Raw genomic sequence first — 22239 nt, 5'->3', positions numbered from 1 at the left:
TGAGTGGTGAGTGGTGAGTGGTGAGTGGTGAGTGGTGAGTGGTGAGTGGTGAGTGGTGAGTGGTGAGTGGTGAGTGGTGAGTGGTGAGTGGTGAGTGGTGAGTGGTGAGTGGTGGGATTATGTTAAATAGCTAAAACAAATATCATCAAGGCAAATTACCACTAATGAACTAATGAACTAATGAACTAATGAACTAATGAACTACAATACCGAAATACGTTTGATAACCGATTCGGTACCGGCTACTACACGTACAAAATAAAAGCCGCGGGTGAGCTTGTTGTTAATGGGATAGTTAATGTTATGGTCGCCGCCTTCAACACGCTGGTTAAATACGGTGGTGATATCGTTGCCCAAAACATCCATTATTTTAACCGTAACATTAGTATTGCGGCTGATGGTATACTTAAGGTTGAGTTGGTCGGTTACCGGGTTGGGGTATAGCTGCACATCATTTAACAATTTATCGTCAGGGCGGGATACATTTACTTTTACAGTTGATGTTACTGCAGGCTTTAACGGCGGCAGCGCCAGGTGAAGCCCGTTTTTTAGATAGGAGGGTTTACCGCCTTTAGTTTTGGTTACGTGGTATACGGTATCGCTTTTGAGTTTATTAGGATCGCCTTTTTTTGGAGACGCAACCCCTTTGGCAAATGCAAAATTCATAAAAATTGCCATAGCAATTAATATGGACCACGCATAGGTGTAAGTAAAAGGGTAAGTAATTTTTCGCCTCATTATTAAGTTTCCGTACAAAAGTATAAATAATGCCCTCACGGCCTAAGAAATTGACGTTTTTGTTAATGTTTTTAACAAAATTTAACAATGAGGGCTGTTTTTATGTATAGACTGATTAATTGGTTATACGTTTAATGCCTATTTATGTTTGATTGAATTATTGTTTTTTTTACATTTATTAAAGCTAAATAAAAAACGGCTTGTTTACTTACTTTTTTATTTTTTATATCAATACATGTCATTGGCTTTCAATTACTTCATTAATATTACCTAATTGCCTGTAAATTTTACGTTATTTATAAAAAAGTTCCTAATTCTTCATGAACTCTTAATAATTTGACTTTGAAATGTAAAAAATTAATATTTTTGCCGTCTCAAACTAACACATAGTGTCAAATCATAAAGATCTGCAAAAACTGTCGGCGGCTGGCCTGCTCATCAGTTTAGGAATAATTTACGGTGATATTGGTACCTCGCCATTATACGTATTCAAGGCCATTGTTGGTACCAACCACATTTCAGAAACATTAATACTGGGAGGGGTTTCCCTTATTTTTTGGACGCTAACGCTGCAAACCACCCTTAAGTACGTGGTAATAACGTTACGTGCAGATAACAAGGGCGAAGGTGGTATTTTTTCACTGTTCTCATTAGTACGCCGTAAAGCAAAGTGGCTGATAGTGCCCGCAGTGATAGGCGGCTGTGCGTTGCTTGCTGATGGTATTATTACCCCACCCATTACCATTTCATCGGCTATTGAGGGTTTACAAACTTATTATCCAAATTTGCCAACTGTAAAAATTGTTATAGCCATTATTACCGGGCTGTTTATTATACAGCAGTTTGGTACATCGCTGGTTGGTAAGGCATTTGGGCCAATTATGTTTATCTGGTTTACCATGATGGGGGTGCTGGGTATTTCTTACATCGTTCACTCGCCTGGTATCATCAGGGCATTAAATCCGTATTATGCTTACGAGTTATTAAGCTCTGCGGGTAGTCACAATGCCTTTATTATATTAGGTGCCGTGTTTTTGTGTACTACGGGTGCCGAGGCCTTATACTCCGACCTGGGGCATTGTGGTAAATCGAATATCCGCATCAGCTGGATTTACGTTAAAGCCTGTTTGATACTGAACTATCTTGGACAGGCAGTTTGGTTATTGGAAAGAAACGGCTCGGTAATAAACCTGAACGTCAATAACCCTTTTTACAAAATAATGCCCGAGTGGTTTTTAATATTCGGTATCGGTATTGCTACCGTAGCTGCTATCATTGCCAGCCAGGCGCTGATATCGGGATCGTTCACGCTGATTGCAGAGGCCGTAAGGCTTAACCTTTGGCCCAAAGTGAAAATAAATTATCCGTCTGAACAAAAAGGCCAGCTATATGTGCCCAGCGTTAACTGGCTGCTTTGGGCCGGCTGCTTAGGAGTGGTATTGATATTCCGCCACTCTGATAAAATGGAAGCGGCGTACGGTTTAAGTATTACGGTGGCCATGTTAATGACTACCATACTGGTATCTAAGTTCCTGAAACGTAAAAAGGTACCCAACTACATTATCAATACCTTTTTGGCTGTTTACCTGGTTATAGAAGGCACTTTCCTGACAGGTAACCTGGTTAAGTTTTTGCATGGCGGGTGGTTTACGCTTTCGATAGGCTTTGTATTGTTTACAGTGATGTGGACATGGCATACTGCCCGTAAGATCAGGAACCGTTATGTTAAATTTGTTGGAATTGATGATTATTACAACATTATTAATGAATTGAGCGCCGATGAAAGCGTGCCTAAATATGCATCGCAGCTGGTGTATTTAACAAGCGCCAACTTTAACTCCGAAATTGAATCGAAAATTGTTTACTCAATTTTACAAAAACAGCCTAAACGGGCAGATGTATACTGGCTGGTTCACGTTGATGTGGTGGACGAACCTTACAAACGCGAGTACGAAGTTGACTTTTTGATCCCTAATAAACTAATCCGTATCGATTTTAAACTCGGCTTTAGGGTTGAGCAGCAAATTAACCTGCTGTTCCGTAAAGTGGTTGAAGACCTAGTGAAAAAAGGCGAAGTTGACATAACCAGTCATTATACATCGTTGAATAAGCACAAAATTGTTGGCGATTTTAGGTTTGTCGTGATCGAGAAGATTTTCTCCCGCTCGCACAGTCTGTCGTTTTATGAGCGCTTTATTATGGATTTTTATGTTTATCTGAAGCATTTAAGTCTTTCGGAAGAACGTGGCTTCGGCCTTGATTTGAGCTTTGTTACGGTTGAGAAAGTGCCCTTGATGCTAACGATACCTGATGCTATAGAAATCCATAGAGTAAATTAAAAAAAGACCATTAGGAATATGGTAATAAAAAGACCTCCGGTTACCGGAGGTCTTTTTATTACCAAGGCATTGAAGAACGCGGGAACAGGCAAATAATCCAAAATTACTACAGATTGTTTTTGCATATTTACGCTCCCGATTTAACATTTGTGAATAAAAAAATACAATTAACCTTATTAGCCCTGCTTTTTGTAACCGGCTTATTTGCCCAGGGCGCCGATCTTAACCTGCTTAAAAGTATTAACGGGCCGCCGGCCGGAGCTGATAGTAAGTGGAAATTTATAAGCCATAAAGCTATTATCGTGAACGTAGCCGCGCCGGTAAGCTTAGTGGTTGCAGGCTACATCAACCATGATGATAACCTTAAAATAAGCGGCCTGCAAACAGCGGCCTCCTTTATTGTCGCCGGGACCGCAACGTATGCAATTAAAAACATATTTGACCGGCAAAGGCCATTTGTTTCCCATCCCGATGTGATATATGCAAAGGAGTTCCCAACAGACGCGGCATTCCCATCAGGACATACGTCTTTTGCGTTTTCAACAGCCACCTCATTAAGTTTGGCCATTCCTAAGTGGTATGTTATTGCACCTTCGTTTTTATATGCCGGCGCGGTTGGCTACTCGCGCATGTACCTGGGCGTGCATTACCCAAGCGATGTTTTGGGCGGGGCTATTGTTGGAGCAGGTTCGGCTTTTATTACGTGGAAGTTGCAGAAATGGATTGTGGGGAAGAAGCCTCACCCTGCCCTCTCCAAAGGAGAGGGTTCTTACTAAACGCAGAATATATTTTCAACAAATTTATATTGGTCTAAATCTTCGTCAAGGAGAGAGGGTTAAATTTTTCTGTTGGGTTGCTTGTCTAATACTTCTTTTATTTCCAGAAGTACACTTTGAGGATACTTTAATACCTGGTCGTTGGTAAATCGGAGGACGTCAAAACCTGATTCATTCAAAACTAACGTTCTTAAATCATCTTGCTCTTTGGTTAAAAGGTGATATCCGCCGTCTACTTCTATGACAAATCCTTTTCCTAAACAAACAAAATCAGCACTATAACCATCAATGGCATGTTGTCGTCTTATTTTATAGCCTGTTTTGTTATTCCTTAAAAGTTGCCACATCATGTTCTCTGCTTCAGTAGGATGTTGCCTGCTTGTTTTTGAATACTGTTTGAGCACCTCCCATAAAATAATATCGGCGGTTTCGAATCCTTGCCACTTGGGTTTAATGCCAGTAATTTTTACGTCGTTTTTACTCATCAAATTAGTCGAACCGTTTATTAGTCAAGTAAATCAGAACCTCTGTTTTGAAGAGGTTGCGCCGGAATTAACCCTGCAAATCAAAAGCCCTCTCCTTTGGAGAGGGTTTGGGTGAGGCTTTTTCTCATATATCCCCTCACTTCATCATTAATATCCTCCTTCAAATACATCCTGAAATAGTGATTGTGCTGGTTAGTACCGGGCACTGTTTTAATTTTGCTGAAGCAGAGATTATCGGCATAAATCTCATCAAACGGAAAAACTACATCAATAAAGTTTTTGCCTAATTGGGTAACGTAGGCAAAATTGGTACGCAGGCCAAACGCGATCATGCTTTTGGTAGGATAAACCTTTATGGGTGCCATGGCTAAAAGCTCCTCAACCAGGTGATCAAGCAACTCAACTGTGTGGGCGGATTTACCATTCAAAAAATCGCCCAGATTACGTTCGCGACAGGAGTGTACCTGGTTGGTATTTCCAAATTCGCGGCTACAAATGGGGCATATCCACATAACGTTATTGATTAGGCAGTTTTAACCTCCCTGCCTAATACACTGTTTTTGTAGCTGTAGGTAAAGTAAATAACCAGGCCTATTACCAGCCATATCAGGAACCGGAGCCAGTTGGTATAGCCAAGCTCGGTCATGAGGTAAAAGCAGCTCATGAGCCCTAAAACAGGTATCAGCGAAAAGTTTTTGAGGAAGCTATATATGGCAATTATAATAATGAGGATAAAGAACAGGTAATTAGGAAAATTGTACAGGAAGCCATCAAAACCAAGGTGGTATTTTTTTAGCTCACTGATTGGTGTTATCCGTAAGGCGCTGTTAAATTTATCTTCTTCCAGATCTTTAAAATATTTTTTTTGCGAAGCAGTGTCGGCCAAGGTGGGGGTGCCGGTGTTGAGTTTAACTACAGACGCATATATGGCCTTTATTTCGCCTGCGTTAAGGGCGTCAATAATGACTGGTTTTTCTCTCAGTTTTTTAAACTGCATCATTTCAACCTGGGGGGCGGGTTTAAAGTAAACTATTGTACCCAGGATAATTATGGTTATCAGCGGTATTATGTATTTACCATTAACATATGGCAAATGAAATTTCCCTTTAACCGCCTCTTCGCGTGGCAGTAACAAAACGCCACCGCAAACCAGCACAAAGGCAAATAGGGTACCTATACTTGTTAAATCGGTAACCTCGGTAAGGTTCATAAATAACGCAGGTATCGCCACCACAAAACCTGTAATTACAGTAGCAAAGGCAGGTGTATGATATTTAGGGTGAATACGGGAAAAGGCTTTTGGTAATAAACCATCGCGGCTCATGCTCATCCAGATACGGGGCTGGCCTAGCTGGAATATTAATAGTACGCTTGCTGTTGCAATTACCGCGCTTATGGATATTACGTAGCTTACCTTATGCAGGCCAACTTTGGCAAATACAAAAGCCAGCGGATCGCCTACCTGTAAGTCTTTATAACTTACCATGCCGGTAAGTACAAGCGCTATCAGGATGTATAAAACGGTACAAATAATAAGGGAATATATCATGCCCCGGGGTAGGTCACGCTGCGGTTTTTCGCATTCTTCGGCCGTGGTCGAAATGGCATCAAAACCGATATAAGCAAAAAATACGCCCGAAACACCTTTCATAACCCCGCCAAAGCCATTCGGCATAAATGGGTGCCAGTTGGCCGGAGTAACGTAAAAAAAGCCCACTACAATAACGGCAATAACAATCAGTATCTTTAGGATAACCATGGCATTGGTTGCCTTTTTTGTTTCGCGGATACCAATATAAACCAGGTAGGTAATAATAAAAACAATACCCAGGGCCGGTAAATTGGCTACCAGCTTAAAATTACCTATACCGGGTGCGTTATCCCAGGCAATGGCACCGGCCTTTAACTTATCGGCAATATCTGCCAGCACAGCCCCATGTTTGGTAACTGCTTCGTGTCCTCTTAGGGCCGAAACATAATCCATAGTAAGGTATTTGGGTAAATGAATATTGAAACCTTCAAGCAGGTTTACAAAATATTCACTCCAGGATATAGCTACGGCAATGTTACCAATGGCATATTCCATCAATAAGTCCCAGCCAATTATCCAGGCTATCAGTTCGCCAAAAGAAGCATAAGCGTAAGTATAGGCGCTGCCCGCTACCGGAATGCGCGATGCAAATTCGGCATAGCATAATGCCGAAAATCCGCAGGTAACGGCCGTAACAATAAATAACAGGGAAACGGCCGGTCCGCCGTGAAACGAGGCTTCGCCGATGGTGCTGAAAATGCCTGCCCCAACTACGGCGGCTATTCCCATCAGGGTTAAATCTTTTACGTTTAATTCTTTTTTTAGTTGGGAGTTTACTGTGCCGGGATGTTCGCTATCGCTGAAACCGCATTCAACATCATGTAATATTTTCGAGACTGATTTTTTACGAAATATGCTTTTCGACATTTAATTTAAATAATAAGTGCAACCTATTCCCAAACATAATCATTTTTTTGCATTAGATAAGTATATGCTTACTTTGCATCATGAAGATAGGGGTACGAGACGTTTTATACAGGATAAGGCCACTTTTTTTACTTTACCTTATTGTTTTGTGCGCCTGTTTGGTTATCAAACTGCTATATACCCGCGAGCAGATCTTTTTCGCGGTAAACGGATGGAACAGTCCCTGGGGCGATGATATAGAACCTTACATGACCGATTTGGGCGAGGGTTATACTATCATCATACTTTCATTTATCCTGGCTTTGTTTAGCTACCGGAAATCTTTGCTGTTGTTATCCGCCTATGCAGTCACGGGCCTGGTAGCCCAGGTAGTTAAGCGTTTTGCCGATGCTCCGAGGCCCAGTTTATATTTTAAGGATCAGTGGGCACCCGTACATACCGTAAAAGGGATAGAAATATTAGCTTATAACAGTTTTCCGTCCGGGCATACTACTACCGCGTTCTCGGCAGCCGTAGTGCTTACCTATATAGCTACAAAAAAAGGCTGGGGTATCCCAGCCTTGCTAATGGCCATTTTAATTGGCTATTCAAGAATGTATCTTACCGAACATTTTTTTGAAGATGTTATAGGCGGTTCGGTTATTGGTGTAATAGTTACGGTTTTTTGGCTTACCTGGCTGGAAAACAAACAGTTTATCCATTCAGAAAAATGGCGTACCGGGGTAATAAAAACTGTTTTTAAATAATTACCCCTCGGCAGCCAGCCTTTTTTTACGACGGATGGTTACCAGCACAATAATGATAATAAGTGGCAGCCCGCCATATAACCCAATTTTAACCGGGGTTGATAAGCCTTTTGCATTTGAAATATACTGGTCGTTGCGTTTCAGATCGGGGGCTACCTTAATCGAATTTGAAAACTCGTTTAATTCTGCTTTGGCCAAATCGGTGCGGGCTTCGGGGTAATAATATTCAAATGTATAAGTAACATCCTGCGTATATATCAAAATAAACTTTCTTAACTGGGCCGCTTCGCCGGTCGATCCGCTGTTATCAACCCTTAAGGTAAATACCCGTGCTTCAAGGTTGCCAATGGTTGTATCGCGCGGGTTCATGATGCTGCCATTACGCGATTGTTTCCGGATGCCATCGATAAACGTATTAAACACCTTTTTCAGGTCTCTTTCTTTATCCAGCGGCTTATTGTTTGCCGCGTTTTGAGCGCGTATTACACTTATAAACCCAAGGGAGGCCGTACCTTGGTAAACTTGCTGGCCCAACGTATCTTTCTTGGTAAAGTTTGCAGGTAAAGAGACCGTAACCAAACTATCAATCTTCACGGGCTTAAGTACCTGACTAAAGCCTAAAGTCGCAAACAGGATGAAGCTTAAACTTAAAATTGTCTTTTTCATAGATTGTTTAACTATAAAAAGAGCAAACGGTTTTAAAAAAGAATTGCAAGAGCGTTTTTTGCCGATTATAAAAGAATGGTAATTACTTGTTTTTTAACAGGTTGATAACTGGTTGATTAACTATTCAATAAAGCGCTAATGATAATTGCCTGTTAATGTACTGTATCTTTAATTGCACATGGCCAGACATATTATTGATTTTACCGCCGCTTTGTGCTAATAGCACAGTTACTCCACCAAAAACCAGGTATAGCATTCTGCATCTATTGTAAAAGTTAATTTTGCGCTATAATCGCGGTTAAGTTTTACATTTATTTTCGATTTTCCCTGCTCCAAAAATGTTGCCGCATGAGTAAGCCCGGCATAATAAAGCGGCACTTTTATAGTCCGCGTTATTTTTTGTTTTAGCGGATTATACAGCATAACAAGCCCTTTAACGGGCAGCTGCGGGTTAACATGCATAATGCCGTCCCAATCGCGCCCATCGGCACGCCTTAAATGGATGATATCTGAGTTAAGAATGTCGCGGTACTTTTTATACCAATTAATAACCCCGGCTACGGTTTGCTTTGTTTCCGGGCTATCGTACAAACGCGGGCCGCGGTAGCAAGCCTGTACACCGGCGCCATAATATTGCATCATTAAGGCTTTATAATCCTTTAAATGATCTTTTAGTGGTTCAAGTACAGCCTCAGGCCCGCCGCCCTGGTATTTGGTAAGCGGTACAAAACCCCATACCATTGATGGAATTTCGTTCCAAAGCCCATCGAATATGTTTTGCCTGTTCAGTATCACCTGCTGCCCGCGCGAAAGCGAAAAATTTACTTCGCGGTAGCCGATGGCAATTTTGCTGGTGCCATCCAAAAAATACCAATCGGGCGCGTTAATGTAAACACCCCGGTTGTTTAGCCAGTGGTACAGTTCTTTTTGAATAGCCATTTGTTGCCACTGGCTATCTTCTAAACCTTTGTGGCCCGGATGAGTGGTTGAGGCGCAAACATCGCCGGGGTATGGGCCATCGTTTTCCCATATATCAAAGCCGGTTGCGGCATAAAACTTTTTAATTTTATCGCGATAGTCCAATCCCCATTTGCTGCCATAGCAAGGTGCGTTGCCAAAAAGTGCTCCACCCGGTTTGCTGGTTTTAGGATCGATAACATCATCCGAATCGCTGATGCGCCGGGAGCTGAATAACGAATAGCCGCCAATTTTAACATTTTTACCATGCGCATAATCAGCCAGCACTTTCCATCGGTTTAAATTTTGTACCGTGGTATCTTCCTGGTTTATCTGACTGCCAAAACTCATAATCAAAGCTTCGTACCCGGTAGCGGCGCATTGATCAATAGCGGCGCGTACCTCATTGTCGTTTTTGCTTACCAGGTGCATGAAAATTGGATTGGCGGTAACCCAGGGCGCTATGGTACGGTACATTTTGCGTATGGCCAGGCCGCGTCGCTCGCGGTCATAACTGTCCATCAGCAATTCATAGGTTTGTATCGATGTAAAATCTTCGCCGGGCCTTAATTGTACGCCCATTACCCTTTCGGGATACACCTCCAGCAGGCAAGGTGTTTGGTAATCATAGTTAACCTGCGATGTATAGGCGGGGTCGGCTTTCCAGTGGGTGGTTTGGTCGCTAAGAATATAGCGCATGGCGTTGTTAAATGCGTAATTGCTTTCGAAGTAGATGCCTCGTGGAGACTGCATTTGGGTTGTGCTGCCAACTACGGCGGTTTCTTCTTCTACCATCCCCAAAATCTCATTGGCCACCTGGCCAACTGTTATGCTGCCTGTTGACTGGTTTTGAACGCTAACCCATTTACTGATAAGCGGCAGGCCGTCATAAATGCTGTAATGTACGTTTACAACAATACCTTTTAAATCATTAAGTGCCGATTGGTAAACAAAAGTGATTGTTTTGCCGGTAGCCTGTTTTTTATTGGTGGCCCACCAGCCGTCACTTTTCCAGTTGATGATAGTTTTTATTGAGCTTACCTGGTAGTGGCTGAATTTGAAATCGTTATCATTGGCTTTAAGCTCGTCCAGTTGACCGGCAACCAGGTAGCCGTTTTCCTTTTGACCATACAAGCCGCCAACGTTATAGCTTTTGCCATTTACCTGGATGCGTGCTTCGGGTTTTACCGACCGTAACAACTGTTGCTGGTTTTGGAGGTTAATAAAATCGTAACAGGCAACATTGGCCGCGATGCGGAAGCTTCGTTTTAGTAATCCGTTGTATAGTATGATATTTTTGCCATCGACACTTTGGTATATGGCAGCTTTTTCAAGTGAGGGCTTAACCAACCAATCGCCGGGTTCATCCGGCCCGGCTGTGTCATTCCAAACCGGGAGCGATTGGGCATACAACGGGGCTATATTTTGGCAAGCGCCGATAAAAAGGCATATGGCGGTTAAACGGACTAACAGTGATTTAGCTGATTTCAAGTGGTTAGTAATTGATTGGCATAAAAATAGGATATGTTTAATGCATTAAGCAAGCTGCCGGCATATAAACAGGTATTTAGATGCTGTTGCACTTTAGGCGCACACAATAACCATGTCACGAGCGATAGCGTGGCAATCGCGAGCTGTGCAACTCCGGCTTGCAAAAACCGTGATTGCTGCGTCGTTCCTCCTTATAATGACGCATTTATAAGTTATTGGCTATCAGTATAAAATACCCGTCATTGCGAGGCATGAAGCAATCCCGGACTATGTGAAACTTAACATGTCGAGAATTGCTTCGTGCCTCGCAATGACGGTAGTTTAGGACATTCGTTTAACTATATCCGTTACGCTTCATAACGGTTTTTTTCAGGTTTTACCTAATGGATATATAGCAGTTTTTATAAGACTCTTTTATCCAATCTTATCCATCTCGCCCTTTACAAACTCTGCCAATTCCTTCACATATTCGGCGCTGAAATCAAACTTAATTCCGGCGGTTTCGTAAATTTCTTTGATGGTTTTGGTGTAGCCAAGTTTCAGGGCATCCATGTATTGCTGTAAGCCTTTCTCCGGGTTCTCCTTATAGTTTTTCCATACGGCAATAGCACCCAATTGGGCCATGCCGTATTCTATATAGTAAAACGGCACTTCAAAAATGTGCAACTGCTTTTGCCACAGGTTTGCTTCGGCTTCGGGATGTTCGGTCCAATCTACAAAGCCTGCGCCAAATGGCTCATAAATTTCCATCCAGGCGGTGCGGCGGTCGGCATCGGTATGGTTGGGGTTAGTATAAATCCAGTGCTGAAACTGATCTACCACGGCCACCCAGGGCAGCGTTTTTAATACATCGAACAATTGATCGCGTTTGGCGCGTTTCAGGTCTTCCTCGTTATCAAAAAACACATTCCAGTTATCCATCGAGATCAGTTCCATCGACATCGAAGCCAACTCGGCTACTTCAGACGGGCAATGTTTAAAATCGTTTAACTCGAGGTCGGCAGTAAGGAAGGTATGTACCGCGTGGCCGCCCTCATGTACCATGGTGGTTAAATCGCGGAAGGTATTGGCCGAATTCATGAAAATGAAAGGCGCGCCGGTTTCTGATAGCGGGTAGTTATAACCGCCCGGTGCTTTGCCTTTACGGCTTTCCACATCAAACAGGTTATTATCTTTCATGATCTCTAAACGCTCGCCAAGGTAACGGTTGATGTTACTAAAACACTGGATTGATTTTTCTATCAGGTCATTCCCATTCTGAAAGGGTTTTAACGCAGGTTTGCCCGATACATCCACATCCATATCCCATGGTTTTAATGTCGACAAACCAAGTGCCGCCTTACGTTTTTCGGCCTGTTCGCGCAGGATAGGAACAATCTCTTTTTCGATAGCCTCATGGAATGCATAGCAATCCTGCGGCGTGTAATCAAAACGGCCTAATGCCTGGAACATATAATCCCTGAAATTTTCGAAACCTGTATTCAACGCTACTTTATGGCGTAGCTTGCGCAGGTGGTCAAAAAGTGTATCCAACGTATCTTTTTCCTGCAAACGGCGATTGGTTATCTTTTCCCAAACCTCCTGGCGTTTGGTGCGATCCGTGCCTTTTAAAAATACCGATGCCTGCTCCAGGGTATATTCCTTATCATCAATATGAACCGACATAGCGCCCGTTATCGATTGGTATTTTTGCTGCTCCACCTGGATCTCGGTTTGTACCGGGATGTTTTCTTCGCGGAAAAGCTCTAAGCTTTTTTTGATGGCTCGTAAAAACACGAAATATTTTTCGCTATCCAACTGATCGATATAAGGACTTGCAACCAGCTTTTTGTTCAACCCGTTATCATAAGGCGCAATTTTGGGCGAAATTTCGGTAGCAAAATATTGGAAGCTTTGCAGTAATTCTTCGCTGGTGGTATCGCAGGTCATGCGGATATAGCGCCAGGCGGAATCTTCTTCTAAAGCGGCTTCCAATTCGCTCCTGTCATGCAGCCATTTTTCCAGTTCCTGAACCGAGTTGATGGAGCGGTCCAATAGTTCTTTGTAAAACGGTTCAAGCGTTTCCCATTTAATGTCAAGCGTAGCCGGGATATATTTTCTTGTTTTTTTGTGAATCATAATTTTAGATGTACAGATATGCGTATATGCAAATATGCGGATTTAGTTGGAAAGTCAGGAAAGTCCGGGAGTCGGAAAGTCCGGAAGTCGAGGAGTTGGAATGTCCGAAACACCGGGAGTCCAAAAGAGCCAGAAGCTACTTTCGGACTTTTCCGACTTTCGGACTTTCTCTACTTCGCCTTATACAATGTTTCAGACAATTCTTTTAACCCGTTTTCGTAGCTTGTTGGTTTAAAATTAAAAGCCTTTTCAAATTTGCTGCTGTCAAAAATATAGTCATGATCGTACTGGTAGTACATCTCGACAGTGCCCATAACCACTTTTTGGAACAAGCCTATCAGCCACAGCATGTACTTGCGTAAAATAAAGAATTTAGGTTTTACGCCGTATACCCGGGCGGCAATAGCCATAAACTCTTTGCCGGTTATGGCCGGCGGGGTGGGCAGGTGCCATACCTGGTTATCGCTATCGGTGTTTTGGCCAAGCAGGAACATCGCTTTACCGGCATCAGGGATGTAAATAAAGTTGTGTTTTTTGCTTGGATCGCCAATCCACTGGGCGGTTTGCTTAGCGGCGTATTTGGTTATCACCATCATATCCACAAAGCTGTTTAATGAATCGGTACCATAAAAATCGGGGGCGCGTGCAATGGAAGCGCGGATAGTACCAGCCTTAACTTCATCCATCAGCATACCGGCAATGCCTGCACGTACCTGTCCTTTTTTGCTGATGGGATTGTAGGGGGTATCCTCTGTCATGGGCCCATCAACCAGGCCATACATGTATACGTTATCAAAAAATATTAATCGTGTCCCGGTGGCTTTGGTAACATCGATTACATTTTGCATAATAACAGGCCATTGCGGCTGCCAGATGGCGGCATCATAAACAATACCTGCTGCCATATAAATAACTGTTGAACCCTGGGTAGCTGCCAATACCTCGTCATATTTTAACAGGTCAGCTTTTTGCCAGGTTACATTTTTGCCCGTTATGTTTACTGGCTTGCGGCTAACCAAACGAACGGTTTGGTTGGCGTTAATCAATTCGCGGGTGAGTACATTTGCTACAGTACCGCCGGCTCCTAATATAGTGTGCATAATCTTTTCGTTTTTGTTTACCCAAAGGTATGGTGGCTATGGTTATCAAAACGTTAACAAAAGATAAGAAAAACAGTTAAACAGATTGAGTAGATTTTATGATTATTTGGAACAGGCTCCAGAGATTAACCTACGTCAAATCTTGAATTATTGCCCGTTTTATAATTAAGTTTACGAACATTAATATTGTAATGAATTTAGACTGGTATACCTTTTTCACCAGTGATTACCAGGATTACGAGTTTTTTAGCGAAGGGCCGAAAGGCAGGATCAAAAAGGTTGTCAAGTTTATGAAGGCACAGGATGATCCAATTATTTTCAATTTGGCTTTTGGTGATGAAGACCCTTTAACTGGCAACGTTAGCGACGTTATAATTACAGATAACAAGGATACTGATATCGTTTTAGCAACCGTAGCAAACACGGTTAACTCATTTTGCGATCATTTTGGTAACCACTATATTTATGTGGAAGGTAGTACTCCTTCACGGACAAGATTATATCAAATGAGTATATCCCGGATTTTTGCTGAGATTACCACAGATTTTGATGTATATGGCCTTAAAGATGACGAACTTTATCGCTTCGAGTTAAATGTCAATTATGAAGCGTTCCTTGTAAAAAGGAAAATTAAGTAGTAAATTTGATAGAATAAACAAGAGTTGTTATGTCTACAGTAAAAAAAGCGGTTTATGAAAAAGGGTTTGGTAAGCCTGTGATAAGTAACGACGTTAAAGATCATGCTAATGATCCTTTCTTTGTAGAGAAATTGGAGAAGGCTAAGAAAGCATTAAGCAAGATCACTTTCCCTGAAAGTATAAAGAAATAAGTTCATAACGAATGCCGGAGCCATCCGGCTTTTTTATTTGTGCGCCTTTGCTTTTTAAGTGGACACATCATTCAAATGAGGCTTTCTCTACGCGCTTATCTTCATGATCCTTCGCCTGATCCGGGAAAGCGAAACCGGGGTTATGCCCAGGTAATTGGCGATGTAGTGTTGCGGGATGCGCTGCATTACTTCTCCGCCGGTTTCAAGCAGTTTGTGGTAGCGCTCTTCGGGTGTTTGGGTGACAAAGGAGGCTACACGGTCTTCATAACAAATAAGGTAATGTTCTGCCATTAGCCGGCCAAAGCGCTCCATTTTAAAACTCATCAGCGGATTAGCGCAAACTTCCTGAAGCGCGCTATGGCTTAAGGTTACAATCTGCGAATCTTCTAAAGCCTGGATATAAAACAAACCTGGCTGGTGGGTAAGGAAACTTTTGTAGGAGCTGAGCATCTCATCCTCGAAACTAAAATAACCGGTTATTTCTTCGCCATCTTTAACATGAAAGTACCTTACCGCACCCTTTACAACCAAACCGATGTGATTGCATACTTTTCCGGGCTCGGCAAAGTTTTTTTTCTTTTTTAGGGTGATTACCTCCAGGTATGCCGAAAGAATATTCCATTCGTCATCAGTAAGCACCACATATAAATGGACATGCTCCCTGAATTTGTTGAGGGCTGTTAGCGCGTCCATATTCTGTCTAACAGGAATAACACCGCAAACACAACACTGGCAATGCCGTTGGTGGTCATAAAGGCAAAGTTTACCCGGCTCAAGTCTGTTGGTTTTACCAGCAGGTGCTGGTAAATTAACATAGCGCAGAAAAACGCTATCCCGACATAGTATAAAATACCTACATGGGTAAAAAATACCGGCATCATAATAAATAAAGCCGATAACACATGCAAAAACGTTGACAGCCGTAATGCATTTACTTTACCCAGATAGGCAGGGATAGAATGGAGGTTTTGGCTGCGGTCAAAATCTTCATCCTGCAGGGCATAAATAATATCAAAGCCACTTACCCAGCATAAAACCGATAGTGAGAAGAATATGGGTGTTAACGCAAATTGGCCCGTTACAACAAGGTAAGCGCCAATAGGGGCAAGGGACAAGCCTAACCCCAACACTAAATGACAAAGTGCGGTAAAGCGTTTGGTTGCACTATAGCCCATCACCACAAATAGGGCAATTGGCGACAAGTAAAAGCATAAAGGATTTATAAAAAACGTAGCCGCGATAAACAGTCCGCAATTAATTAATGTAAAAGTTAATGCCGCAGGCGCGCTGATACGGCCGGCCGGGATATCCCGTTGTTTGGTGCGCGGGTTTTGGGCATCGATATCCCTATCCAAATAGCGGTTAAAAGCCATAGCCGAGTTACGGGCAAAAATCATGCACAGCACCATAAGCACCAGCTTACGCCAATCGAAAGTGTGCTGAGTAGTAGTTACCGCCAAAAAGAAGCCGATAAACGCAAACGGCATGGCGAAGATGGTATGGGTAAATGTTACTAATGAAAGGTATTTTTTCATGTTGTATGTTTCCCTTTTTATGGGATTATTTTCAATGTTTATTTTAGATGTACACGGCGTTTACAATGAATGTAAATCAAAAAAGCGTTGGCCCCGTGCGATTCCCCTCTTGAGAGGGGGGAGGGGTGTGTTCTGCAATATAGCTTTCAATTGTCCTTAAAACATTAGCAATATCTTTTCTTACTTCCTGTTCTGTAAAACGAATTACTGTTAAATCATATTTAGCAAGTTCTTGATCTCTATAATTATCGGTTTCAGCTTTTTCCTCGTGATTGTGGTAATGCCCGTCAACCTCAATCACCAAATTTAACTCGTTGCAATAAAAATCAACGATATAATTTAACAAGGGTTTCTGCCTATGAAAATCAAAACCGATGCTTTTTCCTTTTATTTCATTCCAAAGTAACACCTCGCCCAATGTGCTGTCGTTTCTTAGCTTGCGGGCTAAGTCTTTCAGATTTGGGTTGTATGGTATTATTTTGCGTGGCATAACTTCGCTTTTAATTGTCTATCGCTTTGCTTTTATGGCGTAGAACACACCCCTGCAGCCGCACTTTCTTTCGCGCCCCCTCTCGAGAGGGGATCAAAAAAATAGTTTTTTTTAATCTCTTGGTTCATAATGTGGCACCACAAAACTCTTATTAATATTATCTATAAAGCCCAAAATTTCGTCCCGGCCTAATTGTAGTTCGGCCGAGGTGATGAAATATTGTGGCGCCTCTTCAAAAGTTTCGAGCAGGGCTTTTTTAAATTTGGCAATGTTCTGGTCGGTTTTAACGCTCGATTGTTTGTCGGCCTTGGTAAAAACCAATACAAACGACAAGCCTTTTTCGCCCAGCCAGTTACAAAATTCGATATCTATTTTTTGTGGCTCCAGGCGGCTGTCAATCAATACCATCACGCATTGCAGACTTTCGCGCTTATCAAGGTAGTTATGGATAAATTTATTCCAGTTGGCTTTGTTTGTTTTGGATGCCCGGGCGTATCCGTAGCCGGGTAAATCAACAATATACCAGCTGTCGTTAATAAAAAAATGATTTATAAGCTGGGTTTTACCCGGTGTTTGCGATGTTTTAGCTAATCCCTTTTTTTGCGTGAGCATATTGATTAGCGAAGATTTGCCTACGTTTGAGCGCCCTATAAAAGCATACTCGGCCTTAATGGGCGGCGGTAGCTTCGAAATTTGGGTATTGCTGCAAATAAATTCGGCCGTTTTAACAATCATGCTGCAAAGGTAATTATTTTTAACTGCAAGCACATGCCCGCTAACCTATGCAGGTATATGCTTGCTTTGCTTTGTGTTGTTTTACAATGGGTAAACAAATGTAAGCGCAATAATACTTAAATTTGATGTTTAAACATTCAATATAATGAACGATTATAAAATCCCCGCCCAAACACGCATAGGTCACGTACACTTAAAGGTAAGTAACCTGCAAAAATCTCTTGATTTTTATTGCGGCCTGCTTGGTTTCGATAAAATGGCGATGTATGGCGATCAGGCGGCTTTTATATCTGCCGGTGGCTACCACCACCATATTGGCTTAAACACTTGGCACAGTAAAGACGCTTCGCCGGCACCGGAATACGCGCCGGGCTTGTACCATACTGCTATACTTTATCCCGAGCGTAAGGATCTTGCTGCAATTTTGCAGCGGCTGATTGATGCCAAATACCCTATCACCGGTGCATCAGATCATGGCGTATCTGAAGCCATCTACCTGAATGATCCCGACCAGAATGGCGTTGAGCTTTACTGGGATCGACCCAAAGAACAATGGCCGCTGGATGAAAATGGCGACCTGACCATGTTTACCAGGCGGCTGGATATTGAAGGGCTTTTGGCTTTGGCTAAGTAATTATCTGAACCGGGATTAAGCAGATTTTTCAGATTACGCGGATTTTTAAATCTTTAATCAAAGGTTTTTGTCAAAATCTAAATAATCCGAAAAATCTGCTTAATCCGAGTTCAGAAAAAAAACCTGCAAGGTGCTAAATCGTTTTGTTTATAGTTCCTTAATTCTTACATTTCTAAAATAAGCTTTATGCCCATGGTCCTGTAAGGCTATTAATCCGGTTTTGGCGGTGCCGTAGTCGGGGTAATCCTTCCATTTGCCTTCGGTTTTTTTCTTGTTCCAGTCGTCGGTCCAGGCTTCAAAAACTACTATTTTCGATCCGTTTAGCCAGTGCTCTACATGGCCGTTGTTAAATATTATTTTACTGGTGTTCCATTTGCCTACCGGTTGTAGCTTTTTAAGGGTGTTGGGCAGGTGCATGGCATAGTCGGCACCGGTTTTTTGCCATTCTTCCAGTTTGTCGGGCCAGCCTTCATCGTCTATTAATTGGTATTCGGGGCCGGTATTGTAGGTGGCATGGTATTTTGGGTCTTCAATTACGTGATAAAGCACACCGCTGTTGCTGCCTTTATCAACTTTCCATTCCCATTCCAACTCAAAGTTGGTGTAAGCTTTATCGGTTACAATATCGCCGCCGGTATCACCTTCGGCCGCGCCAAGGCAAACCAGTGCGCCATCAACAATGGTCCAGTTTTTAACCTCGCCTTTTTTGTTAAAGCTATGCCAGCCCTTCAGGCTTTTGCCATCAAACAAATTTACCCAAGGGCTTTTTTTCGCGGTCGCCTTTTTCATGTGCGGCGGCACTTTTATATTGACTGCCGATGTTTGCACACAAACCAAAGCAGCTGCAGCCATTACAAACCCCAGTTTTTTTAATTGTTGTTTCATAAGTGTTTTAAATAGGTAAATACTTATCGACTGTAATCCGGTTTCCTCAAGGCCTCCAAAAGGAGGACCTTGAGGAAACATTTTTTTTATCTTGATTCTTGACTCTTGATTCTTAACTCTTTTTTGCCACCTGCATTTTCTCCGGGTCCCAAAACATCGGGCTGTTGTTATAATAACTATCGTTGCATAACAGGGCAGGGGCGGCGGCGCGATAGCCAAATACGGCATCCTCGGTTACCTTACCGTTGTTGCGAATAGCAGTAAAAAAGTTCACCATATGGTCATAAGGGCCACCCATATAGCCCTTGTCGGCATCATAAGTTATTTCTTCAGGGGGTAACATCTTTTTACGCTCGGCATAGCCAACGCCTGCTTTTTTCAATTTATCCAGGTAAAAAGGATCGTCGGATGCAAAGGTTTTGTTGCGTTTAAGGGTTACTTTATCCCAGGTGATGTCCATGGATCCTTCACTGCCGACCAGCTTAAGGTAGGTAGTGCCGCTGGTACCATCTACAAAGTTACAACGTAACGAAAGGTTGAACGCGGGGTGCGCCTGGGTTTTGCCATAATCAAAAGTACCTAACAATACATCGGGTACTTCGCGGCCATCGTTCCAGAAACGCAGCCCGCCCGATGCATAAATTTTATTTGGCCCCATCGAGTCGGTTATAAAGTGCAGGCTCGAAAACAGGTGCACAAATAAATCGCCGGCCATACCGGTGCCGTAATCGGTATAGTTCCTCCAGCGGAAAAACCTTTTCTCGTCAAACGGGCGTTTTTTAGTATTGCTGATGTAGGTTTCCCAATCCAACGTTTGCGGCGATGCATCAGCCGGGATGGGGTATTGCCAAACTTCAAGCGGTTCGCGCCGGGCCCAAAAGCCCTCGGCATAGTTAAGCTCACCAATGGCGCCGCTTTTTAATAGCTCATGCGCTTTTTCATTGCCCAATGATGATACGCCCTGGCTGCCTACCTGGAAAATTTTACCGGTTTCCTTTTGTGCTTTTATCACTGCAGGGCCCTCGGTAATGGCATGCACCATGGGTTTTTCGCAATACACATGTTTACCGGCGTGCATAGCATCAACAGATATTTGCTGGTGCCAATGATCGGGCGTGGCAATAATTACGGCATCAATATCCTTGCGGTTCAGGATCTCTTTATAAACACGGGTGGTAAAAATATCGGCTCCGTACTTGGCTTTGGCATCTTTAAGGCGGCCATCGTACAAATCGCAAACGGCAACCAATTTTACACCCGGAACTTTTAGCGCCGTGTCGGTATCGCTGTTGCCCATACCGCCGGCGCCTATCAGGGCAATGTTAATTTGATCGTTATACTCATAACCCAATTGCCTTTTTAATATGGCGAATGGTTTAACTGCACTTTGCGAGGCAAACAGGCCATTGCCAACGGCCACCGCGGCGGTGGTAGTGGTTAATTTTTTAATGAAATTGCGGCGCGAGGATTCTTGTTTTTCTTTCATAGATAAGGGACATTCAACTTTGTGTATAATTTTTATTTAAACAGGCTTGTAAAAACGCAACCGGGCAAACAACACATGCCGGGGTTAGCACGTAAATTGGTTTTTAAAATTAGCGAATTGACTTAACATTTACATAAGCCCGTCAACTTAATCCAACCAAATAAAACCAATCAACATACAATCGCTATCTTTGCGCACATTATAAAAATGAGCAAAACCATAACTCCGTACAATAATGAGCAGGCTACCAAGAAAGAACAGGTAGCAGATATGTTCAATAATATATCAAAAACCTACGATTTTCTGAACCATTTCATGTCACTGGGCATCGATATCATCTGGCGCAAAAAGGCTATCAACGAGCTCAAAAAAGATCAGCCCATACTAATCCTCGATGTGGCTACGGGCACCGGCGATTTTGCCTTTGAAGCTTTGAAGATACTGAAGCCCGAAAAAATTATTGGTGTGGATATTTCACGCGGGATGCTTGACATTGCGGAGCAAAAAATTGCTAAACGCGGCCTGGGCGATAAATTTGGCGTAAAACTGGGCGACTCGGAGAAACTACCTTTTACCGATAATGAATTCGACGCGGTTACGGTAGCTTACGGTGTTCGTAATTTTGAAAACCTGGAGGCTGGCCTGGCCGATATTCAACGGGTACTAAAACCGGGTGGCAAAGCAGTAGTATTGGAGTTTTCAAAACCAAAGGCATTCCCTGTAAAACAGTTGTACAATTTTTACTTTAATTATATAACACCAGGCATTGGCAAGTTGTTCAGTAAAGATGCGCGTGCTTACAGCTACCTGCCCGAATCTGTTGCTGCCTTTCCTGATGGAAAAAATTTTGTTGCTTTGATGGATAAAGTAGGTTTTAAAAATACCAAACACAGGCCGTTGGCGTTTGGAATTTGTTCGATATACACAGGCGTTAAATGATCAAAAACCGGTACCTCTTACTTTTATGCTTCTTATTTTGCAGCAAAATTTCGCTGGCACAATATGTTCCGGCATGGGGCGGAGGGGCCGATCAGCAAGACCTGAGCTTTGGTTTTAGCTTTAGTTATGTAAGCAGCGACCTGCGAATAGTAAAAAAGCCCGACTGGCGTAAACCCTTTTTTGATGCAGGCACTAACAAATACATTACCGACTCGGTAAACAGCATCGGCTCAAAAAGCCAACCGGGTTTTGCCATTGGTTTTTTAGCCCGCTATACCTTAACCGAGCATTTTGAGGTACGGGTAACCCCATCGTTGGTTTTTGCCGACCGTAACCTGAGTTATACTTACGCAAATCCCGATCAAAACCAGGTAAAACAGATCCAGACAACTTCGGTAGAAGTGCCCCTGTCTTTTAAAATAAAGTCGGACAGGCTGGGTGATTTTCGCGCTTATATTTTGGGTGGAGTAAAATATACCAAGGCCATCGGCACCAAAAAAGACGAAACCAATCTTGATCCCTTAGATAAGATGGTAAAAAACGTTGGCGGCTTTAGCTCCTACGAAGCCGGCCTGGGCTGCGATATCTATTTTGAGTTTTTTAAACTATCGCCACAAATAAAAGTGTCCAACTCCTTTGGAAACATCCTGGTGCCCGAGAATCATCCGTTTTCGGCACCTATCAGCAAGTTGTCGTTACATACGGTGATGTTTAGTTTGTTTTTTGAGTAGGGAAGCGTCTATTGTATGGCGGCGAAGACTCACCCGCCGGCGCTACGCGCGGCACCCTCTCTTCTGCTGCGCAGGAAAGAGGGGCTTGAATAGCTGATTTT

At 42.8% G+C, this 22239-nt stretch carries 22 protein-coding genes; 8 read left to right on the top strand and 14 right to left on the bottom strand.

Annotated elements, in window-relative coordinates; translation table 11 throughout:
* Positions 1-201 precede the first annotated feature (201 nt).
* Entirely contained in the window at positions 202-666 is a 465-nt protein-coding gene (locus AC1DXF_RS08440; protein WP_477447868.1) for a T9SS type A sorting domain-containing protein, read from the bottom strand.
* Positions 667-1127: 461 nt separating this feature from the next.
* Between AC1DXF_RS08440 and AC1DXF_RS08435 the strand changes: the two genes are divergently transcribed.
* The gene (locus AC1DXF_RS08435) at positions 1128-3077 is read left to right on the top strand and encodes a KUP/HAK/KT family potassium transporter (RefSeq protein WP_477447867.1); all 1950 of its coding nucleotides are present in this window, start codon (positions 1128-1130) and stop codon (positions 3075-3077) included.
* Positions 3078-3226: 149 nt separating this feature from the next.
* On the top strand, positions 3227-3853 hold the full coding sequence (locus AC1DXF_RS08430) for a phosphatase PAP2 family protein (RefSeq protein ID WP_477447866.1): 627 nt from the start codon (positions 3227-3229) through the stop codon (positions 3851-3853).
* Between the two features lie 59 nt (positions 3854-3912).
* Here the strand turns inward: AC1DXF_RS08430 and AC1DXF_RS08425 are convergent, their stop codons facing one another.
* From AC1DXF_RS08425 to AC1DXF_RS08415, 3 genes are all read right to left on the bottom strand, one after another.
* Positions 3913-4338 (bottom strand): endonuclease domain-containing protein, encoded by a 426-nt coding sequence (locus AC1DXF_RS08425; RefSeq protein WP_477447865.1) that lies wholly within the window; start codon positions 4336-4338, stop codon positions 3913-3915.
* A gap of 80 nt (positions 4339-4418) precedes the next feature.
* Positions 4419-4850 carry a DUF5655 domain-containing protein gene (locus AC1DXF_RS08420; protein WP_477447864.1) on the bottom strand — a complete coding sequence of 144 codons (432 nt, stop codon included), beginning with the start codon at positions 4848-4850 and terminating at the stop codon, positions 4419-4421.
* Between the two features lie 11 nt (positions 4851-4861).
* The gene (locus AC1DXF_RS08415) at positions 4862-6796 is read right to left on the bottom strand and encodes an amino acid permease (RefSeq protein WP_477447863.1); all 1935 of its coding nucleotides are present in this window, start codon (positions 6794-6796) and stop codon (positions 4862-4864) included.
* A gap of 80 nt (positions 6797-6876) precedes the next feature.
* Between AC1DXF_RS08415 and AC1DXF_RS08410 the strand changes: the two genes are divergently transcribed.
* The gene (locus tag AC1DXF_RS08410; RefSeq protein ID WP_477447862.1) at positions 6877-7542 is read left to right on the top strand and encodes a phosphatase PAP2 family protein; all 666 of its coding nucleotides are present in this window, start codon (positions 6877-6879) and stop codon (positions 7540-7542) included.
* On the opposite strand, the gene AC1DXF_RS08405 is transcribed toward AC1DXF_RS08410, so the two are convergent.
* The 4 genes from AC1DXF_RS08405 to AC1DXF_RS08390 all read right to left on the bottom strand — a co-directional run bounded on the left by AC1DXF_RS08405 (position 7543) and on the right by AC1DXF_RS08390 (position 13874).
* Positions 7543-8208: a hypothetical protein gene (locus AC1DXF_RS08405; RefSeq protein ID WP_477447861.1), complete on the bottom strand. Its 666-nt coding sequence runs from the start codon at positions 8206-8208 to the stop codon at positions 7543-7545.
* Positions 8209-8436: 228 nt separating this feature from the next.
* Positions 8437-10656, bottom strand: coding sequence for an alpha-galactosidase (locus AC1DXF_RS08400; RefSeq protein WP_477447860.1), 2220 nt, complete (start codon positions 10654-10656; stop codon positions 8437-8439).
* Between the two features lie 414 nt (positions 10657-11070).
* Positions 11071-12774, bottom strand: a complete 1704-nt coding sequence (locus AC1DXF_RS08395) for a M3 family oligoendopeptidase (RefSeq protein ID WP_477447859.1) — start codon at positions 12772-12774, stop codon at positions 11071-11073.
* A gap of 170 nt (positions 12775-12944) precedes the next feature.
* Positions 12945-13874, bottom strand: a complete 930-nt coding sequence (locus tag AC1DXF_RS08390) for an NAD-dependent epimerase/dehydratase family protein (protein WP_477447858.1) — start codon at positions 13872-13874, stop codon at positions 12945-12947.
* Between the two features lie 191 nt (positions 13875-14065).
* Between AC1DXF_RS08390 and AC1DXF_RS08385 the strand changes: the two genes are divergently transcribed.
* The gene (locus AC1DXF_RS08385) at positions 14066-14512 is read left to right on the top strand and encodes a DUF6934 family protein (protein WP_477447857.1); all 447 of its coding nucleotides are present in this window, start codon (positions 14066-14068) and stop codon (positions 14510-14512) included.
* A gap of 29 nt (positions 14513-14541) precedes the next feature.
* Positions 14542-14703 carry a hypothetical protein gene (locus AC1DXF_RS08380; protein WP_477447856.1) on the top strand — a complete coding sequence of 54 codons (162 nt, stop codon included), beginning with the start codon at positions 14542-14544 and terminating at the stop codon, positions 14701-14703.
* Positions 14704-14790: 87 nt separating this feature from the next.
* Here the strand turns inward: AC1DXF_RS08380 and AC1DXF_RS08375 are convergent, their stop codons facing one another.
* From AC1DXF_RS08375 to yihA, 4 genes are all read right to left on the bottom strand, one after another.
* Positions 14791-15396, bottom strand: a complete 606-nt coding sequence (locus AC1DXF_RS08375) for a Crp/Fnr family transcriptional regulator (protein WP_477447855.1) — start codon at positions 15394-15396, stop codon at positions 14791-14793.
* A complete protein-coding gene (locus AC1DXF_RS08370; RefSeq protein ID WP_477447854.1) occupies positions 15384-16238 on the bottom strand; it encodes a UbiA-like polyprenyltransferase in 855 nt (284 codons plus the stop codon). Before AC1DXF_RS08370 ends, AC1DXF_RS08375 begins: the two co-directional genes overlap by 13 nt.
* Positions 16239-16314: 76 nt before the next feature.
* A complete protein-coding gene (locus AC1DXF_RS08365; protein ID WP_477447853.1) occupies positions 16315-16728 on the bottom strand; it encodes an endonuclease domain-containing protein in 414 nt (137 codons plus the stop codon).
* A 111-nt stretch (positions 16729-16839) separates the two neighbouring features.
* The gene (gene yihA / locus AC1DXF_RS08360; protein ID WP_477447852.1) at positions 16840-17463 is read right to left on the bottom strand and encodes a ribosome biogenesis GTP-binding protein YihA/YsxC; all 624 of its coding nucleotides are present in this window, start codon (positions 17461-17463) and stop codon (positions 16840-16842) included.
* Between the two features lie 145 nt (positions 17464-17608).
* Here yihA and AC1DXF_RS08355 point away from each other — a divergent pair, with 145 nt between their 5' ends.
* The gene (locus AC1DXF_RS08355; protein ID WP_477447851.1) at positions 17609-18097 is read left to right on the top strand and encodes a VOC family protein; all 489 of its coding nucleotides are present in this window, start codon (positions 17609-17611) and stop codon (positions 18095-18097) included.
* Between the two features lie 147 nt (positions 18098-18244).
* Here AC1DXF_RS08355 and AC1DXF_RS08350 read toward each other — a convergent pair whose 3' ends face one another.
* Together AC1DXF_RS08350 and AC1DXF_RS08345 are read right to left on the bottom strand one after the other, a co-directional pair.
* Positions 18245-18982 carry a 3-keto-disaccharide hydrolase gene (locus tag AC1DXF_RS08350; RefSeq protein ID WP_477447850.1) on the bottom strand — a complete coding sequence of 246 codons (738 nt, stop codon included), beginning with the start codon at positions 18980-18982 and terminating at the stop codon, positions 18245-18247.
* 112 nt (positions 18983-19094) lie between these two features.
* The gene (locus AC1DXF_RS08345; protein WP_477447849.1) at positions 19095-20468 is read right to left on the bottom strand and encodes a Gfo/Idh/MocA family protein; all 1374 of its coding nucleotides are present in this window, start codon (positions 20466-20468) and stop codon (positions 19095-19097) included.
* 207 nt (positions 20469-20675) lie between these two features.
* On the opposite strand from AC1DXF_RS08345, the gene ubiE reads away from it, so the two are divergent.
* Both ubiE and porT read left to right on the top strand, forming a co-directional pair.
* The gene (gene ubiE / locus AC1DXF_RS08340; protein WP_477447848.1) at positions 20676-21407 is read left to right on the top strand and encodes a bifunctional demethylmenaquinone methyltransferase/2-methoxy-6-polyprenyl-1,4-benzoquinol methylase UbiE; all 732 of its coding nucleotides are present in this window, start codon (positions 20676-20678) and stop codon (positions 21405-21407) included.
* Entirely contained in the window at positions 21404-22138 is a 735-nt protein-coding gene (porT, locus tag AC1DXF_RS08335; RefSeq protein ID WP_477447847.1) for a type IX secretion/gliding motility protein PorT/SprT, read from the top strand. Before ubiE ends, porT begins: the two co-directional genes overlap by 4 nt.
* Positions 22139-22239: the final 101 nt, after the last annotated feature.

It is taken from the genome of Mucilaginibacter sp. P2_A5 (assembly GCF_056404995.1).
Note: the sequence above shows the minus strand (reverse complement) of the source record. Positions and strands in the feature narration are given on the sequence as shown.